General features: G+C 44.9%; 12 protein-coding genes. 2 read left to right on the top strand and 10 right to left on the bottom strand.

Annotated features, from left to right (window positions below):
* Window positions 1–121 precede the first annotated feature (121 nt).
* From LDK34_RS07720 to LDK34_RS07690, 7 genes are all read right to left on the bottom strand, one after another.
* A complete protein-coding gene (locus tag LDK34_RS07720; protein WP_236941631.1) occupies window positions 122–2,149 on the bottom strand; it encodes a KUP/HAK/KT family potassium transporter in 2,028 nt (675 codons plus the stop codon).
* A 174-nt stretch (window positions 2,150–2,323) separates the two neighbouring features.
* Entirely contained in the window at window positions 2,324–3,466 is a 1,143-nt protein-coding gene (locus LDK34_RS07715) for a CamS family sex pheromone protein (RefSeq protein WP_236941630.1), read from the bottom strand.
* 58 nt (window positions 3,467–3,524) lie between these two features.
* Window positions 3,525–5,561, bottom strand: a complete 2,037-nt coding sequence (gene ligA / locus LDK34_RS07710) for an NAD-dependent DNA ligase LigA (RefSeq protein WP_236941629.1) — start codon at window positions 5,559–5,561, stop codon at window positions 3,525–3,527.
* A gap of 92 nt (window positions 5,562–5,653) precedes the next feature.
* On the bottom strand, window positions 5,654–7,957 hold the full coding sequence (gene pcrA, locus LDK34_RS07705; RefSeq protein ID WP_236941628.1) for a DNA helicase PcrA: 2,304 nt from the start codon (window positions 7,955–7,957) through the stop codon (window positions 5,654–5,656).
* Between the two features lie 151 nt (window positions 7,958–8,108).
* Window positions 8,109–9,299, bottom strand: coding sequence for an ATP-grasp domain-containing protein (locus tag LDK34_RS07700; protein WP_178942183.1), 1,191 nt, complete (start codon window positions 9,297–9,299; stop codon window positions 8,109–8,111).
* Window positions 9,300–9,402: 103 nt separating this feature from the next.
* Entirely contained in the window at window positions 9,403–10,086 is a 684-nt protein-coding gene (locus LDK34_RS07695) for a glycoside hydrolase family 73 protein (RefSeq protein WP_225439150.1), read from the bottom strand.
* 175 nt (window positions 10,087–10,261) lie between these two features.
* Window positions 10,262–11,182, bottom strand: a complete 921-nt coding sequence (locus LDK34_RS07690) for a prenyltransferase (protein WP_178942182.1) — start codon at window positions 11,180–11,182, stop codon at window positions 10,262–10,264.
* 206 nt (window positions 11,183–11,388) lie between these two features.
* Between LDK34_RS07690 and LDK34_RS07685 the strand changes: the two genes are divergently transcribed.
* Complete coding sequence (locus tag LDK34_RS07685; RefSeq protein WP_236941627.1) at window positions 11,389–12,363, top strand: polyprenyl synthetase family protein; 975 nt, start codon at window positions 11,389–11,391, stop codon at window positions 12,361–12,363.
* A 185-nt stretch (window positions 12,364–12,548) separates the two neighbouring features.
* On the top strand, window positions 12,549–14,639 hold the full coding sequence (locus tag LDK34_RS07680; RefSeq protein ID WP_236941626.1) for a glycosyltransferase family 39 protein: 2,091 nt from the start codon (window positions 12,549–12,551) through the stop codon (window positions 14,637–14,639).
* A gap of 85 nt (window positions 14,640–14,724) precedes the next feature.
* Here LDK34_RS07680 and LDK34_RS07675 read toward each other — a convergent pair whose 3' ends face one another.
* Genes LDK34_RS07675 through LDK34_RS07665 form a run of 3 tightly spaced genes read right to left on the bottom strand, consistent with a single transcriptional unit; the run spans window position 14,725 to window position 17,604 of the window.
* Window positions 14,725–15,024, bottom strand: a complete 300-nt coding sequence (locus LDK34_RS07675; RefSeq protein WP_017262701.1) for a hypothetical protein — start codon at window positions 15,022–15,024, stop codon at window positions 14,725–14,727.
* A 13-nt stretch (window positions 15,025–15,037) separates the two neighbouring features.
* On the bottom strand, window positions 15,038–16,435 hold the full coding sequence (locus LDK34_RS07670; RefSeq protein WP_178942179.1) for a vWA domain-containing protein: 1,398 nt from the start codon (window positions 16,433–16,435) through the stop codon (window positions 15,038–15,040).
* On the bottom strand, window positions 16,432–17,604 hold the full coding sequence (locus tag LDK34_RS07665; protein WP_178942178.1) for an AAA family ATPase: 1,173 nt from the start codon (window positions 17,602–17,604) through the stop codon (window positions 16,432–16,434). Before LDK34_RS07665 ends, LDK34_RS07670 begins: the two co-directional genes overlap by 4 nt.
* Window positions 17,605–17,778: the final 174 nt, after the last annotated feature.

The following is a 17,778-nucleotide window of genomic DNA, read 5'->3' as shown; positions in this document are numbered from 1 at the left end:
CATTATACGACAAAGCGCGGTAAGTTTGTGTTCTTCTCTAAATAATCGCGACAAAAATAATGGCCTATTCAGCCCCTTAATTGTCATAATTAATTTTTTCAACAAACACATCTCGACTTGCCTACTGTCGATCTGCGCTATCCGTATGTTGTTGTTTGATGCGCCGTAAAAATGGCCGGCGCCGGCGTCCGAGAATCAGTGGCACATGCTCGACAACAACATCCGAAAATTCCAGTCCAAACCATGTTGCCGGCGTACTGGTCCAATTTTGAAGGGTCACCCGCGCTTGGATAATAAAGCGATCAAATGGTTTGACTCGTGTTTCCGGTGACAGCTCTTCTTGAATGACAACAAAGCTGAAGTCCCCAACATTGCGGCCCTTTTGCATCGTATAAGTTTGCGGTTGAGCCGGCAAATCACCGCTCTCAATTAGCTCGTGAACGATCGCGCGTAAATAGACATTTACCCGTTGTTCACGACGAAAACCAAGGTAAAGTTGAACGTTAATAACATTATTCGTACCCATCATATCGACATCATATTTAGCCGTGTACGGCTCATCTGTAACGTTAACTGTCACAAACCAATACGCTTGCGCGCGTTTCGGGCGTTTGTCCAAAATTGAATAGAGCATTTCTTTTTTAATCATATGGCCCGGCTTTACCTTAGCCATGTAAACTAAATTGGTCGCAAACGTTGGGTAGTTTTCGTCTTTGCTCAACGCAACTAACTGGTCCTTATAATCATCTAAATCCACATAGCCGGACTCAAACTCATCGCGATCACGAATTTTATTGCCGTAATACCAAATAAACATGACACACAAAATCAAACCAGCCAAAATGGCTGTCACGTAACCACCATGAACAAATTTAACCATCGATGACAGGAAGAACATGGTTTCCAAACTGCCAAAGAATAAAACCATCAACCAAGTCAACACAACGTTCACATGCCGTAACCGTAAATACTGGAACAGCAAGAGTGTCGTCATCAACATTGTCACAGTAATGGCTAACCCATACGCGGCTTCCATATGCGCAGAAGTTCTGAAAAAGAAAACTATTCCGACACAGGCAATCCACAAAATACCGTTCACGGCCGGTACGTATATTTGCCCGTGCTGAAGCGTTGGGTAATTAATCTTCAATCGTGGTAATAATTTTAACCGTACTGCTTCTGCAACTAATGTGTACGAACCGGTAATCAGCGCTTGCGATGCGATAATGGCAGCCAAGGTTGCCAGCACAATCCCGACAAAACGCCAGTCGCCTGGTAAAAGTTCAAAAAAGGGATTAAAGTCCACTGCTTGTCCCAAATTGGCCTCATGAGCGTGTTGAATCACCCAAACGCCCTGGCCAAAATAGTTAAGCATCAAACACACAAAGACATACGGCCAACTTGCATCAATGTTTGCCTTGCCAACATGACCAACATCTGAATACAGCGCTTCGGCCCCAGTAGTTGCCAAAAAGACACTCCCAAGAATAAAAATACCAACCTTATTATCTGGGCTTGTCAGCACGCTGATGGCATAGTAAGGATTTAATGCCTTTAAAATGGCCAGGTCTGGCAACAAATTCACTAAACCAACAACACCAATAAATGTAAACCAAAGGGTCATAATCGGACCGAAAGCATGCCCAATCGTTTTGGTTCCAAAGCGCTGAATCACAAATAAAATCGATAAAATTACAACGGTGATAAAAATGACGTCAGCCTGATTTTGAACGGGTTCCCAATGATGAAAAACAATCCCCTTTAGTCCTTCAATTGAGGTTGTTACTGTCACAGCTGGTGTCAACATCCCATCCGCAAGCAATGCAGCACCACCAATCAATGCCGGATAAAGTAACCACTTAGCTTGACGCCTTACCAGTGTATAAAGTGCAAAGATACCGCCTTCACCATGGTTGGTGGCATTAAGTGCAATAAGCACATACTTCACAGTTGTGAGTAACATCACTGTCCAAAAAATAAGTGAAATACTCCCAATCACTAATTCCGGCGTCGTGGCGGACAGTCCGCCATTATCGCCAAGAATCGTTTTCATAACATACAATGGCGAAGTACCAATATCTCCGTAGACGATCCCCAACGTAATAAAAATGCCTGCCCGACTGACCTTAGCTCTTGTGTTCGCATTCATCGTACAACTACCTCGACTTTTATAATCTGGAACCACCAACTCATTTTAGCTCTTTTGATCGAAAATAAAATAGCCTAGCGCAAACTTAATGATCTTTCTGTCATTTCAATACAAAAACCGCCATAACACAGGCTTTGTTCTGTGTTATGGCGGTTGGTCAATTATTCATTTTTGTTAATAGGATCCAAAAACATGTGTTGAAAATTTAGTCTGTCCCGAATCACGACTCAGGAACGACTGAACGCCATCCGTTGATTGAACCGTTATATCAATTGGGACTCCAGATGGCAAGTATTTCGGCGCTACTTGAGCCAAGTACTGGGTAAAGCTAATAATCTCTGTCTGACTATAAAATTGCGTTGTAATCGTGACATTCATACCAGCTAAATTATCGTCTTGGTATTGTGCCTGAGCGGTCACACCACTGAGGTTCGGGAAGAAGTTTTGAATCTGAGTCTTAAAGTTTTCAAAGTTGCTCTCATCATTACTGGTGCCTGACGTACTGGAGCCACCAGCAGACGGGAAGACCACGTTGCGTTGATTGATGTTCTGCCAGGAACTGATATTGTTCCCGTCATTAACACTATATGAGAAGAACGTGCCACCAACCAAACTGTCATCAGAAGCCTGCTTGTACAAAGCAATCACAATTGGCACATCTTTGCCAACGCCCTTAGTCGCACGCACGCGTTTTAATACTTCTGCTGCAATTGCACGGCCCTGAGTCGTCATTTGCTCATCGGAAATATTTGTTGAATACTGAGCACCATATTTTTCCTTGGTGTAGTAATCAACGGAATTTAAACCGATTCCGATGGTCATTCCAGACAAGGATAAATTATCGCCATCCTGCGTCATGTAGTCCTGTTCTTCAATAGTCTGTAAATACAGCGGATTCCGTTTATTTGCATCCTTTTGACCGTTATCAACAGGGTTTAATCCCGTAGGATTATCGTTTGACTTACGCTCAACCCATTTTTGAACAGTTGACGTAGACAAATACTGACCTTCCTGAAAAATATACTTACTTGGCTTAAATTCCTTCTTAGAGACATTTAATAAGCCACTTTCAAAACTCTTCAGGTTCATGGTGTTATTGTCTTGATCATTGGTGACACCACGGGCAGCACTCGTCAAATAATGTCCATCCTTGATTACCCCTTGATAATTATTGCTGTTGGTTTGACCAGTTGTTTGAACCTTCTTTTTACTGGTAGTCGGTGTTGTCGAACTACTTGATGTGCTGTCGAGGTTACCACAGGCTGCCAATAACATCATGGTAGATAACAATGCGGCCACAATACGAAACTTTTTCACCTTAATCCAAATCCTCCCTGCTGGGATCAATACAAACAGGTCAAGCTAGTCTGTACTGTTAATTATCCTCAGCCATCGTTTGTGCGAATCGATCTTCATTCCAAATCTCAATTTCCAGCTGTGTTGCCTTCGCCAACTTGCTCCCGGCATCCTCGCCGGCAATAAGTAAGTCTGTATTCTTAGAAACACTGCTAGAGACTTTGGCGCCATGAGCGGTTAACCATGCAGTCGCATCGGCACGGGTCATCTGTGTTAGCTTACCAGTTAACACTACCCGTTTGCCACCGAAGAATGGATCATCCGCAGCAGCTACTGTATCAGGGCCATCATACGTCATGTTAACGCCGGCAGCGACCAACTCATTGACTAGCTCTTGAGCAGCCTCGGTACTGAAGTATTGTGCTACCGCATCGCCGATAGTCAGCCCCATGCCATCAATCTCCGCAATGTCGTCTGCGGATGCTGTCATAACTGCTGTCATCGTCTTAAAGTGCTCTGCAACTTGCCGAGCCGCTTTAGCGCCAAGATGCCGAATACCTAGACCAAACAATAACCGCTCCAAAGAATTATTGCGGCTGTTGTCAATCGCTGTCAATAAGTTTGTAGCTGATTTATCACCAAATTTATCTAAAGTTAACAATTCATCATGCTTCAAATGGTAAAGACCAGCTACATCACTAAGCATTTCACGATTGTACAATTGAGCAACTAAAGAGGGTCCTAATCCATCGATATTCATCGCGTCACGAGAAGCAAAATGAGTCAGCCCTTCTGTGACCTGAGCTGGACACTTAGGATTGATACAACGCAGTGCAACTTCTTCGTCAATATGAACGAGGTCTTTACCACAAGATGGACATTGCGTTGGAATCGGGTAAGGCACACTATCTGCGGGCCGTTTGTCCATGATAACTTCGCCGACTTCAGGGATAATATCACCGGCCTTATGCAACGTAACGGTATCGCCGACCCGGACCCCTTTTTCGTTTAAATAATCAGGATTGTGCAACGATGCGCGGGCAACCGTTGTCCCAGCTAACTGAACGGGATCCATTACTGCCGTTGGTGTGACAATGCCCGTTCGACCGACTGTCCATTCAATATTACGCACCACAGTTTGTTGCTCATCCGGTGGGAATTTGTAGGCAATTTCCCAGCGCGGCACTTTGACAGTATTTCCCAGCTCATCTTGTTGGGAGACAGGGTTAACTTTAATGACAATACCATCAATGCCATAGCTTAACGATTCACGTTGACCCGTGTATTCGTCAATATAAGCTTTAATTTCATCCATGTTGTGGCACACACGGGAATGCGGATTGATGTTGAAACCGAGTTCCTGATAACGCTTCAGTGCTTCACTTTGGGTGGATGCACCAAGATTTTCAAAGCTTGAGGTGTAATAGATAAACGTGTCTAAATTACGATCTGCCGTCACCTTTCGATCCAATTGTCTAAGTGAACCAGCGGCCGCATTTCGTGGATTAGCAAACGGTGTTTTCCCTTCAGCTTCTTGACGTTCGTTTAGTTTTGCAAACGACGCTTTAGGCATGTAACATTCGCCCCGAACTTCAATAGACAGAGGTTCTGTCAATGTCATCGGAATTGACTTAATGGTTTTCAGATTAGCTGTGATGTCCTCGCCAATATTACCATCACCACGTGTGGAACCCTGAACAAACTTACCGTTTTCATAAACTAACGAAATCGCCAACCCATCAATTTTAAGCTCACAATTATATTCCAGTTCGTCTTGACCTAAATTTTGCTTCGTACGGGCGTCAAATTCGGCCAGTTCTTCAAGTGAGAACACGTCCCCCATCGACAGCATTGGTACCGTATGCGTCACCTTACTAAAACCAGGTAGTGTCACATCGCCAACCTGCTGTGTCGGTGAGTCAGGCGTTACGATCTCAGGAAACGCTGCTTCTAAATCCAACAATCGTTGATAATGCATATCATATGTGTGATCCTCAACCGTTGGCGCATCCTGCACATAGTACTCTTTTCGCCATGAATCCAACTGTTCACGCAGTTGTGTAGCTTCTTGATTAGCCTGTGTGGTTGTTAGTTCCGATACTGGTTGATCTGCCATGCTTTAACACTCCTCTCTCGATTTGCGTGTGCATCTAGACACAGATGCCAAACTCACTAAAACCCTTGATTAACTCTCAACTAAACAGTGAATTAAGCCTTTGTAATTGGTGCAAAAGCTGCCAGTAACCGTTTAATGCCTTGCTCTGGGAAAGCAATATCTAATTCAGCATCCTCACCCTGACCGTTAACCTTCACAACGGTGCCTTCACCCCACTTCTTATGAGTCACCTTATCGCCGGCAGCCCAACTAACTTGGTCAGCCCCCGTTCCCTGTGACCGCTCAACCTTTGTCGACTTGGTGCCAACTGGTTTGCGTTTATAAGTGGTGGACAAAGCGGATTCTGTGCGTCTATCAAACGGTGTTTTCGGCCCTCCGGCTGTTAAACTGCCGGCACTATGATTTTCACTCTGAATCAAATCCGGATTAATTTCTTCCACAAAGCGTGACGCTGGGTTATTTTGCACGCGACCATACAATAGGCGTGAAAATGCATTCGTCATGTACAATTTTTGTTTAGCACGCGTAATCCCAACATAAGCCAACCGCCGTTCTTCTTCCAATTCATCCTCATCCATGACAGAACGAGAAAGTGGGAAGATACCTTCTTCAAGTCCCATCAAAAAGACAACCGGAAATTCAAGTCCTTTGGCAGCATGTAATGTCATTAACGTGACATTTTGATCGTTTTCTTCATCGACGTCGTCCAAGTCCGAAACAAGGGCCAAATCCGCAAGAAAATCAACAAACTTGTCACCGCTACCTTCAGGTACGGGTTGATCAGCTGCTTCAACGTCAGTCGGCGCAGCGGTTGTTGGTTCATAGGAATCATCAAACTGTTTTGTAACTGACAGAAATTCCTGCAAGTTTTCAACACGGGCCTCATCCTCTAGTGAATGGGTCGCCTTAAGTGCTGGTAAATAACCAGTTTTATCTAGCAATTGTTCCGTCAAGTCCGTAACTGAAACAAATTCACGCATTTTGGTCAGTTCAGCCATCATCTGGCCAAACTCATCAAAACTGTTCCGTGCGCGGCTTGGGACATTGTTTGCCATCGTAACGTTCTGTGCTGCTTCCAGCAAACTCCAATTGTTGAAATTTGCAAATTCGCGCAATTTTTCAACTGAGCCACTGCCGAGACCACGTTTAGGTTCATTGATGATTCGTTCGAAACTCATGTCATCTTGTGGATTGACAATCAATGTTAAATAGGCCAATACATCGCGAATTTCCTTCCGGTCGTAGAATTTATGTCCACCAACCATGTTATAAGGAATATTGCTTTTAACCAACGCATCTTCAATAGTCCGCGATTGGGCATTAGTCCGGTACAGAATAGCAAAATCACCGTAGTCCCGGTGATTTTCCCGCATTTGTGTCTCGATTTGAGCCACCACAAAATGCGCTTCATCACGTTCGCTTTGTGCGCGGTAATAAGAAATCTTTTCCCCACTACCATTATCCGTCCACAAATTCTTTTTCCGACGAATAACATTATTTTCGATCACTTCATTGGCGGCGTTTAAAATGGTTTGTGTTGAACGGTAATTTTGTTCCAACATAACGGTTTGCGCCTCTGGATAATCCTTTTCAAAATCCAGAATGTTGTTCATGTTGGCGCCACGCCAACCATAAATACTCTGATCAGCATCCCCAACAACACACAAATTGTGTGACTTAGCCGCTAACATGCTGACCAACTTGTACTGGGCATTATTGGTGTCCTGATACTCATCCACATGAATGTATTCGAACCGGCGTTGATAGCCTTCCAGCACATCAGGCGCCTTATCAAATAACTCAATCGTAAGCATAATCAAATCATCAAAATCAAGCGCCTGATTGGCCTTGAGTTCACGTTGATAATCTTCGTAAACCGTTGCTGTAATTTGCTCAAACGGTGTATTCGCCGTTTTTGCATAGTCAGCTGGCGTTTGTAGATCATTTTTGGCATTTGAAATTGCGGCCAACAGTGAACGCGGATCATACTTTTTAGGATCGATATTCTGTTCTCGCAAAATTCGTTTAACCAACGTCCGTTGCTCACTAGTGTCAGTGATGGTGAATGCGCGGTTAAACCCAATTCGGTCGATGTCTCGACGCAATACTCGGACACACAGGGCATGGAATGTGGAAACCCAAACATCTTCTCCACTTTCGCCTAAAAGCTTAGCCACTCGTTCACGCATTTCGCGAGCAGCTTTATTGGTAAACGTAATCGCCAGCACATGCCACGGCTTAACGTCTTTTTCTTCGATCAAATAAGCAACACGATGTGTCAGCACTCGGGTTTTCCCTGATCCGGCACCAGCCATGATCAATAATGGCCCCTCCGTTGTCTGAACAGCTTCCTGCTGCTTGTCGTTTAGTCCTGCTAATAATGTGGTTGCGCTCACGAAAATGTGCCTTCCTCTCGTAAAAATTCAGTAGTTCAAGTATACCAAAATCGACAGCGTCACACCATCATATCGAACGTATGTTTTGAAAATAAAAACGACCACTTGCAAGATTTTCCTACTCACAAACGGTCATTCTAATCAGAAATATTTATTTATTTTTGTCCAACCGACTCGGCGCCGGCGCCACTGGCCGTGCAGGATCCCAAATCGTCGTTGCCGACAACTGATTCAAAGCATCTTGAACTGTTGAAGCTTGAATCAACACATGCCCCGCGGCAGGGGAAATCAACCGACCACTTTTATGGTAGAACACAAATTCCCAATTAGATTTGATAATCCACTGTGTGCGAATGGCATTGAGTTGTTCATCATCAAAGGATGCCAGAACCGTAGCCATGTATTGCTTCGGAATGGCCAATGGTAAGCCGGCGATTGCATGCAAATGCGCTTCAAACATCGTGATGTTAGCCGCCTTGTCAAACACTAAGCCGGACCGATCCATCGCCGGCGTTAAATCACGGAGAAAGAGGTTGCCTGTGTCCGTAATCATAAAGCTTAACTGAAACACACCATAGTAATCAACATTGTGGGCGACCGTTTGTGTAATCCGTTTAATCTCATCATTAATATCGTCCGAAATTCGTGCTGGCGCAATTGCGCGCATCAAACGTCCTTGTTGATAATTGGTTTCAACAATTGGAAACAGCCGGATCTGATCAGCCAGTTCATTTTCTTGTGGATAGCCCTTGACCACCAACACAGAAATTTCCTGAGCATTAGGAATTGTAGCCTCCAAAATATGCGGGCCATGCTGCAACATATCTGCGGCCAACGGCACATCGGCCTGTGAACGAATGGTTAACTGCTGTTCTTGTTCAATTCCCTTTTGCATTGGCTTCAACACGGCCGGATAACCGATTGAAGCTGCCGAAGCGTAAATGTCATCCAGTTCAATAATCGTGGCATATGGTGGGATATTGATGTTGAGTCCTTCAAAAAAAGCGCGTTCTAGCGATCTATCCTGCATCATCGCCAAAGTGTCAGATCCCTGTGGCACTTTTGTAAACTGGGCGATAAACGCAATCACCTCACTGGGCACATGTTCAGACTCGTAAGTGACCACATCACAATTTTCTGCAAACGCCTGTAAACGTTGCTTGTTGTCAAACGCGCCGGTGAACACTGCGTCAGCCAGACTTGCGATTTCACTGTTGGTTTCTGAGGTGTAGGCGGCCACATTGAGCCCTACACGGCGGGCTGCATTTACTAATAATGGTCCGTTTGAACTATTTCCAATAATGCCCAGCGTATCACCAGGGTATAAAACATTTCCCGTCACGGCACAGTCTCCTCTGTATCTAATTCAAATTTTTGATTATTAATGCACCTAGTGTAGGTGAACCGGCCCAGAATGACAAGTTGTTCGCCTGATAAGTGCACAATCAATTAGATTGATCAAAACGATTTAAATGATATTTTTCAATAATTGTAACTATTTTGCTAGTATATCCTGGATCCGTTGCGTACCCGTCCTTTTGCAAGGCTGCGGCGCCCGAGCGATAATCTGTAGCAGCAAGAACGTCGCTATATTTGTTTGGATTCCAATCGACGCCATTAACAAACAGCTGCGCGTGCGCTGCAAACGATGCTTGCCAGTTAGGATACGTTCTAAACCGAGCATTAACTGTTTCATAGTGGTCATTAACATACTCTAACGTGCTTAAGACAACCCCCGGTTCATCCTGTCCTGCCTTAACACCAAAATAATTATGATATTGGCTGGCTAACGTCGATTCGCCCCAATCGGATTCAAGGATTGCTTGGGCAATTTGTAAACTGGCCAGCACATGAGTCCGTTGTTGCAGTTGTTGCGCATACGGTGCTACTTGGTTAATGAATTGCCGATGCTGTTTTGCCGTCCCGTCAATCTGTGAAGATTGTCCAGCAGGCACTAACACCCGTTTGCCAACGCCACCAAACGCTAACGCGATAATCAAAATCGTCAGTGCCGTTAACAATGTGTTGAACCAACGCAAATGACCGCGATAGACAAAAAAGCCCTTTAGTGTTCGCCTAAAGCGCTTCAGTCGACGACGCCAATTAATTTTTCGTCGCTTTTTTGCCACACCAACCGTCCTTTACTCTGTTAATTGCGTTTAATTTTCATTAAATCACAAAGTTGATGGTCCGTGCTAACTTTAGCGACGTGGCTAAGAAAAAATTAATGACTTTTAGATTGTACGGCTGACAACCAACACCTACGCGGTTATTTGTCTCAATGCTAAAGTTTCAATCATTCAGTTATAGATGAAAGATAATGCCAATCCCCATCGCTAAAGCAAACGAAATTGTGATGAGAATACAATTCTTAACCGCCAATACAAAACTTTTTGATTTAACCATCACAGCGCCAAACTGTCGGTTGTTTTTGATGACGACCGGCACAATTAATAACGCTAATAATGTCAGTTTAGGTAACGTACCGACTAGCACAGCAGCAACCATGCAAACATATCCCAACGCATAGCCAATATTCCATGCCCACAACATAACGCGTTGCCCCAGCAAAACCACGATTGTCCGGCGCTCATTTAGTTTATCTTCTTCGTAATCACACAGATTGTTGGCCAACATTAAATTACCAATGGCAAACACAGCCAGTCCTGATGCCAGTAAAACGTTGCCAGCTAGGGACCATGACAATTGTCGAGCCGGCGCTAAATTAACATAAACAGCTGCCAACATGATCACATATCCCATGGTGATACCAGAAAAAAGCTCTCCAAACGGCGTATTCGAAATTGGGAGCGGTCCGCCAGCGTAAAAATAGCCAACTAGGAAGCCAATAATCCCCATCCCCAAGAAAATCCAACTACTTGAGCCCCACGTCAATTTCAGCAAGCCAAGACCGATAATCGCAGCGCCAGCAGACAAGCTCACAATAACCGTAATCGCCAGCCGAAGCGAAATGTGATAGTGACCCACGACGTTTGTTAGTTGTTTAAACGTCTTCTCGTCCTTTGCGTGCACGAAATCCTGAGTATTGTCATTGGCATTTACGGCCATGTGCATCAGCTCGATAACGATAAAAAAAAGCACACTATGCAAGAGATTAAAGGCGTGGTAGTTATACCAAACGTACAGTAGCCCTAACGTAAATGGCAACACACTGGCAACTAATGATTGAAATTCAACAAATTCAAGAAATACTTTTGGTTTCATTTTGACCCCTCAAAACATTTTAGTATGGCGCAAAGCCTTTCGTTGACAAGTTTTCATCGATTCTGTAGCATGAAAAATAGTTAGTTCGATACTTTCATTATGCCCACGTCAGGGCATGTTGCCAAGTTCATTTCACCAATTCTAACTAAACTAATTTACATAATGCGGTTTAATGACCGTTTTACACAGAGAGGATGTTCACCAACATGGTGCACGCACTTTGGCAACAATTTCCGACCATCAATAGAAAACTAAATGATCTGACACAGTACCTCGCAACAACGGTTCATTCTGGAAATGCCGAAATTGATCAACAAGTCACTGGTTTACTCACCAGTGGCGGCAAACTGTTGCGACCTGGGTTATTTTACATGTTTGCACACTTGGGGCCTGTTCAGGATGAAAAGCGACAGCAAGCAGCGGCGGCGGCCATCGAATTGTTACACGTAGCAACTTTGATTCACGATGACGTGCTAGATGATGCTGAGCTACGTCATGGTCAGCCAACTTTACAAGTTCGCCATGGCAATAAAACCGCCATCTACACAGGTGATTTCCTGTTTACCAGTTACTTCGATGAAATTTTGAAAGCCACGGATAGTCATGCTGAAATTCAGTCGGCTAATGATATTATGCGGTTTATTTTAGCCGGTGAACTCAACCAGCTCGCTTTAAACTTTGATCCGCAAACAACAGTGGCTGATTACTTAACAGAGGTCGAGGGTAAAACAGCCCGTTTGTTCGGTTTTGCGATGCAATTTGGCGTTGTCATCAGCAAGGGAACATCAAGTGAGGCCAAAGTGGCGCAGCAAATTGGGATTGCATTGGGGATGGCCTATCAAATCAGGGATGACATTTTAGATTATGTCGCTAATCCGTCAACAGCCACAAAACCGCTTCGCCATGATTTAAGGGAGGGTGTGTTCACCCTTCCCCTCATTCTCGCAAGTCAAAACGACCCTGATTGGTTTGCCCAACATCTTCAAGACCAGCAACACCTCAGTGATGGTGCTATCCAAACAATCACTCAACACGTCATCGACTTAGACGGACCGACGCGTTCGGAACAGTTGGCGCAACAATACACAGAAAAAGCACAATCACTAATTGCTACCCTGCCAGAACCACTGGCAACTGAATTGGGTGCTCTTGTCTCACAACTGTTAGTTCGGCACGCTTAAAAAATAACAAGAATGTCATAAACACCGCCTAATAACACTAAACAGTGCTATTAGGCGGTCTTTTAATAAATAAATGCTCACATTTGACTGACCTTTGTATAGCATTCATTTGTCAGGATGGGTAGAATATATTTAACTGGAATCATTGGGAGGTTACCATCATTCAAATTGCATTACGCCGCGCAGTGGCCGCCATCACCGCCATCATTTTTGGCGTTATTTTTTTCACGGCCCTAGCTCGTCAATCAGGCGACTTTGGTCAGGCCCTGTGGCTTCAACCTTCAAGTTTATTTTTCATGTCACTCACCATCGGGGTATTCATGGTCGTGATTAATATGTGGCTGGGTCGTGCATCCGCAAAAGTGGCCAATTGGGTCAGCACGGTGGTGCTTGTCATTGCTGTGGCTGTTCAGGTGTATTTAGCCTTTCACTTCGTCGGCATCGGTAATACAGACCCTGCCTTAATGCGTTTACAAGCGCTAAATTTAGCCAATGGGTCACATCATTGGTTTAGCTATTTCGCTTGGTATCCACACAATGTTAACCTAACCATTTTTCTCACCTGGATCATTGAGTTGTTTCATGTTCATTCGGCCGTCGCCACCGGTTATGTGCTGAACGTTCTTAATTTCATCTTGATCGACTTTACTTTGATCATGAGTTGGCGCTTAATTCGTCGTTATGTGGCGGCCAGTTCAGCAGCGATGTTTGCCATTCTTGCTGCCAGTTTTGCACCTTTTTACTGGTTCGCGCTCAACTTCTATGTTGATTCGGTTGCGGTTGTTATTCCGCTGATGATGGTCGTTTTTCTTAATCGTTACTTTTCACGACAACAACCGCTGTCTAAAGCCGGGTATGCTGCATTACTCGGTGTAACGTTCACAATCGGCTATTTAATCAAACCTAACCTACTAATTGTGCCAATTGCCATTCTGATTTATTGGCTATTAGCCGCTCGAATTAATCGGACATCTGTTGTCCGTGGCCTGATTGGCCTAGTTGTGTTTGCCGCAATTTGGCTAGCTGGCGTTGGCGTCAGTCATGCTGTTCAGTCACACTATGGTTACCACGTCAACCAAAGCAAAACTTTACCGACCTCCGCTTGGACAGCTATGGGATTGAATCAGGACAGTGAAGGTCGCTTCAACGAACATGACGCTCAAGCAATGAGTGGTCACGGTCGCAAAGAAAATATTAAAGCGACACACAAAATTCTTTCCGACCGGCTTCAAGATGCTGGCGTTTGGGGAATCATCAAACAAAGTTATCAAAAGACCATGACGATGTGGTCCACCGGTAACTTGGGGATGTTCCAATCACCAAATCAATTCTTCAAACAGCCAAGTTTCTATCAGGAACACAAAAACAAATTACAATTCTTACTAGTCAATTTAACGCAGATCGTTTACATCACTGTTTTAGGCGCCATGCTGATCGGATCTGTGTTTGAAATGTTATCCCCTCGTCGTAACCAAGTATTGTTCTATGAATTAATCGTCCTAGGGATTTATGGGATGCACATGTTGTTCTGGACAGTCGATGCTCATTACGCATACGTTACCTTTCCCTTCCTGTTCATGATGGCGGCCACGGGACTGCATGATATTAGCGATTTGTTGCAGCAGTTTTTCGCCCATCCAGCGTATGGTGAGCGTGGCCGGACATGGACCGGGATCGTTACTCTGCTTATTTTTGCCATCGGTTTAGGTTATGCGGATCACCACAATCGCCAGCCACTGGTCGCCACCCCTGTTGTCCAAACACAAACGGTTTCCTCACAGATGGTGTCCAACTACGCACAGCATGACGCGATTAAACTAACGCCACATCACTCGCTTTCTGAGAAGATTGTTGCCAAACGACCATTTAGTCAGTTGAATTTACCTGATGTGGCCAGTCAATCGGAAAACTTCTCGGTTGGATTGCGCATGAATCGGCAAACCGTTTACCAGTGGTCGTCATTGGATGTAGATGCTGGAACAGCAAACACGCTGCAAGATCCTGGCACTTACACATTGCGAATCACGAATCGAACCAACCAACCGTTGTACATTCCGGCTACTGCTAGTCCGTACCTGCCGTTATCAACCCACGCAATCAGTGGGCATCCCCACCGGTACCTGCTCTATCACGTATTAAATGTGTTTAATACGCCAATTATTTCTAGCAAACAATATCAACTATTATTCATTAGTTTTGCGATTCTAGCCATCATCAGCTCGCTTGGTCTCGAATACTGGCCAAACCCTGACTGGAAAGAACCTAAACTGGACTAACCAGATGTTTTAAATCCAAAAAATAACCGCCAACGATTTTCACAACTCGTTGGCGGTTATTTTAGTTTCAGCTCTTGTTTAACGCTTAATCTTCCCGCTTCAGCCACGTGTTACTATCAGGCGTTAAGTAGCGGGCGTAGTGCCGACGAAACTGCTGGCGATGCGCGTACGTGTCAAGTGGCCATTCAACGTTTGGTTGCACCTCATTAACAGCAAGTCGGTTAGCATAAACCAAATCAGCAACGCTTATCATGGAAATGAACAGTGGATTGTCGACCAATACCGATTGCCATTGATCCGTCAACAAACTCGCTGCGCGGATGGCGCGTGGGGTCTTGTTTAAGTAATCTTGCCAATCTGCATCTGTCATTGTAACTGCGGCCATGAACTTGTTCTCCTTACTCGTTAATATTTGCCACCCAACCTGGCGGCGTTTGCACACTCAATTCTTGTTGACCAACTAATACCCATACAACGCGATGATAACCGTGTGCATCAATATTTGTTTCACCCTCACCGTCCGTCAATATGACAATGAGTGACGTCGGTGTCTGCGAACGATCAGCCTTCAAATAATCGAAAACACTTTGGAAGCTTGTGCCTCCACCAACGTGGCGTGCATGTAGTTTGTCGGCAACCTGTGAGGACGATGACAATGTGATGGGATCGTGAATCGCGGCATCAAACGGAAAAATGGTGAGTACAAATTCATATGCACGCGTTAAACCAGTCAATTCATTGATAAACCGAACGGTCGTCTGCGTTGAAATCGATGCCGATTCATCAATAAAGACCGTAACAGTGACCCGTCTTCTCGCTATTTGCCCGGGCAGTGCCATGCGCTGTGGTTGACGACGATCGAATCTTGCTCGGCTATCCTGTTTGCCATGTGGCACGGTGCCGATTAATTTGCTTAATATTGCGGTCCACGGCAACTGCGCGCGTTGTTGTACAAAACTAGCTAACTTTGCCTGAACACTACTCGGTAGCTTCCCGCGTTGAGTAAGTGTGGTTCGCGCTAACGCCTGATTAATTCGTTGACGCAAATTAGCACGGGCTAGCTCATCGTTTACCGACGAACTGGCCCAGCCGTCGTGACTATCAACGAGGTGTAGTTCATTACGCTTTGGTTCGTTAAAATATTCATCTTGCTGTCGCCCCGCCCCATCTGTGTGACGAACTTGTGAGGATATTTTTTTATCTGTTATTGAGCCTTGTGATGACGACAATGTTTTACTGGTCGTGTGGTCATGATTTGTGGAATCCGCACTAACTTTGTTCAAAGCGGCTAAATAAACGGCGGAATCAGCGTTACTCGGTAATTGGCGTTGTAAACGTTGATTCAACCATCTAAGTGTCCAGGCACCCGGGATCTGTGTGGTCATCACCTGATTGATTGCAACATCAGTAGCGATATCGACGTTTTGTCCTGATTCATGTAAGTAACGCAACGGATGCTGCCACAGCAGATGCAAGGCCTCATGAACTAATAATGCCAACAACACCCCTTCATTTTGCGCTTGTTGCCAGTGACAATCATTAACGCGCAATATGAGTGTCGATTGTGACCACGCTAAGCCGAATAATGGCGCAAACGCACGCTCTTCATCCCTTAATCCTTCTGAGGGCGTCGTTACGTGTTGCCGTGGTAACTGAGCGATTAGCTGTCCGTAAACAGGTTGCTGCTGTAAAAGATGCATAATAGCCGCCTGTAAGACCTGCTCACTTTCGTTTCGGTTCGCCTTCATTTGTTGATGAAATTGTTGCAATGCTTGGTTGATGTTAATGCCACTCATGCATTAAAGGCCTGGCCGTTCATAATATTCAACACCGTTTTAGCTAGTGTCTTTGAAGCTGCGTCAGTAGCTTGTTGCAGTGCAATCAGCCAACCATTTTGCTGGCCCAACGAATTGACCACGGCAAACTGGCCGTCGACGGGAAGTTGTTGCAGCAAGCTCAGCCACCTAGCAGCGTAGATGCCCGTGGTTAACGGCATCTCAGTCAATTTTCCTGCCGCAATTAGTAACGATTGCTGTTCGCCAACCGATAAGGCAGTGAAAGCAGCATTAACTTGTTCGTCAGGAGTAGCATCCGTATCCGCATGTTTAAACAAATCAGTGACGGTGATCCCTCGAGACAAAAATTGATTAAATTTAGCCCCTACTGTTTCGCCTAAATCACCCGTGATGATGTCAAACTGAAGTGCTTGTCGAACTTCCTTAGGCGCGTCATCTAATTGCGATAAATTAGTTGACACGCGTTGCCATGACCGTGGTGTTGGGTAAACATCTTCGTCGTGTTGCAATGGCCGTAAATCATTTGGCTGCTGCGTCAAATAATCGCGCACTGGCTGAATAATATTGGGATTTCCTGTACTATCAGTTTGCTGCGCCCAGACTAACCAATCTGGTGTACTGGCACTCATCACTAGCCGGGTGGTGCGGTCTTTAATGGCATCATCACCGGCCGTGACACCGTATAGCGAATCAGCAAAACCTTGCATTTGTGAGTCCGGATTTTCAGCCAATACGAGCTTAACCTGCTGTGGTAGCACCAAATCATTAATCTGTCGTTGTAACACTAGGTTCATTAGCTCGCTTTGAACGGCCTGGGTGCCACGGTTAAATTCATCGAGGAACCAAATAATCGGCTGGTCCGGATGCTCTTCCGCATATTGAATGATGGCCACCAAGGTATGCGCATAACCATACTGAACGTCAGCTAAACGTCCATACTGGTCCGTTTGAATGAAGCTATCTGCCGTTAGTGGTGGCACTGGGATTGCTAGATCACCCTTTTCAGACAGGCTGACAACCGTCGTAAAGAGTTGCGCATTCATCTTTTGCGCAACGGCTGCCACTAAAGCCGACTTGCCAATCCCGGCCTCGCCAACAATATTTGGCACATTGCCAGCCTCAATTACAATCGGTACTGCATCCATCAATGCGTTAAATGAAAGAGCCACACAATCCCTCCTCTGCTAAAACTCATAATTTTATAAAAAGACCGCTACGTTTAGGTCATATTATACGCGATTTATTCAAAATGAATCACTATCCATTATCAGTACGCTTATTAAACGCTTGGTCGTTTGTTCTGAGTCTTAAAAACACTGCACACTAAAAACACCTTATTCCGT

The sequence above is a fragment of the Furfurilactobacillus milii genome, assembly GCF_021654115.1.
Classification (GTDB): domain Bacteria; phylum Bacillota; class Bacilli; order Lactobacillales; family Lactobacillaceae; genus Furfurilactobacillus; species Furfurilactobacillus milii.
The sequence above is the reverse complement of the archived record's forward strand: the minus strand, read 5'-3'. Positions and strand labels throughout refer to the sequence as shown.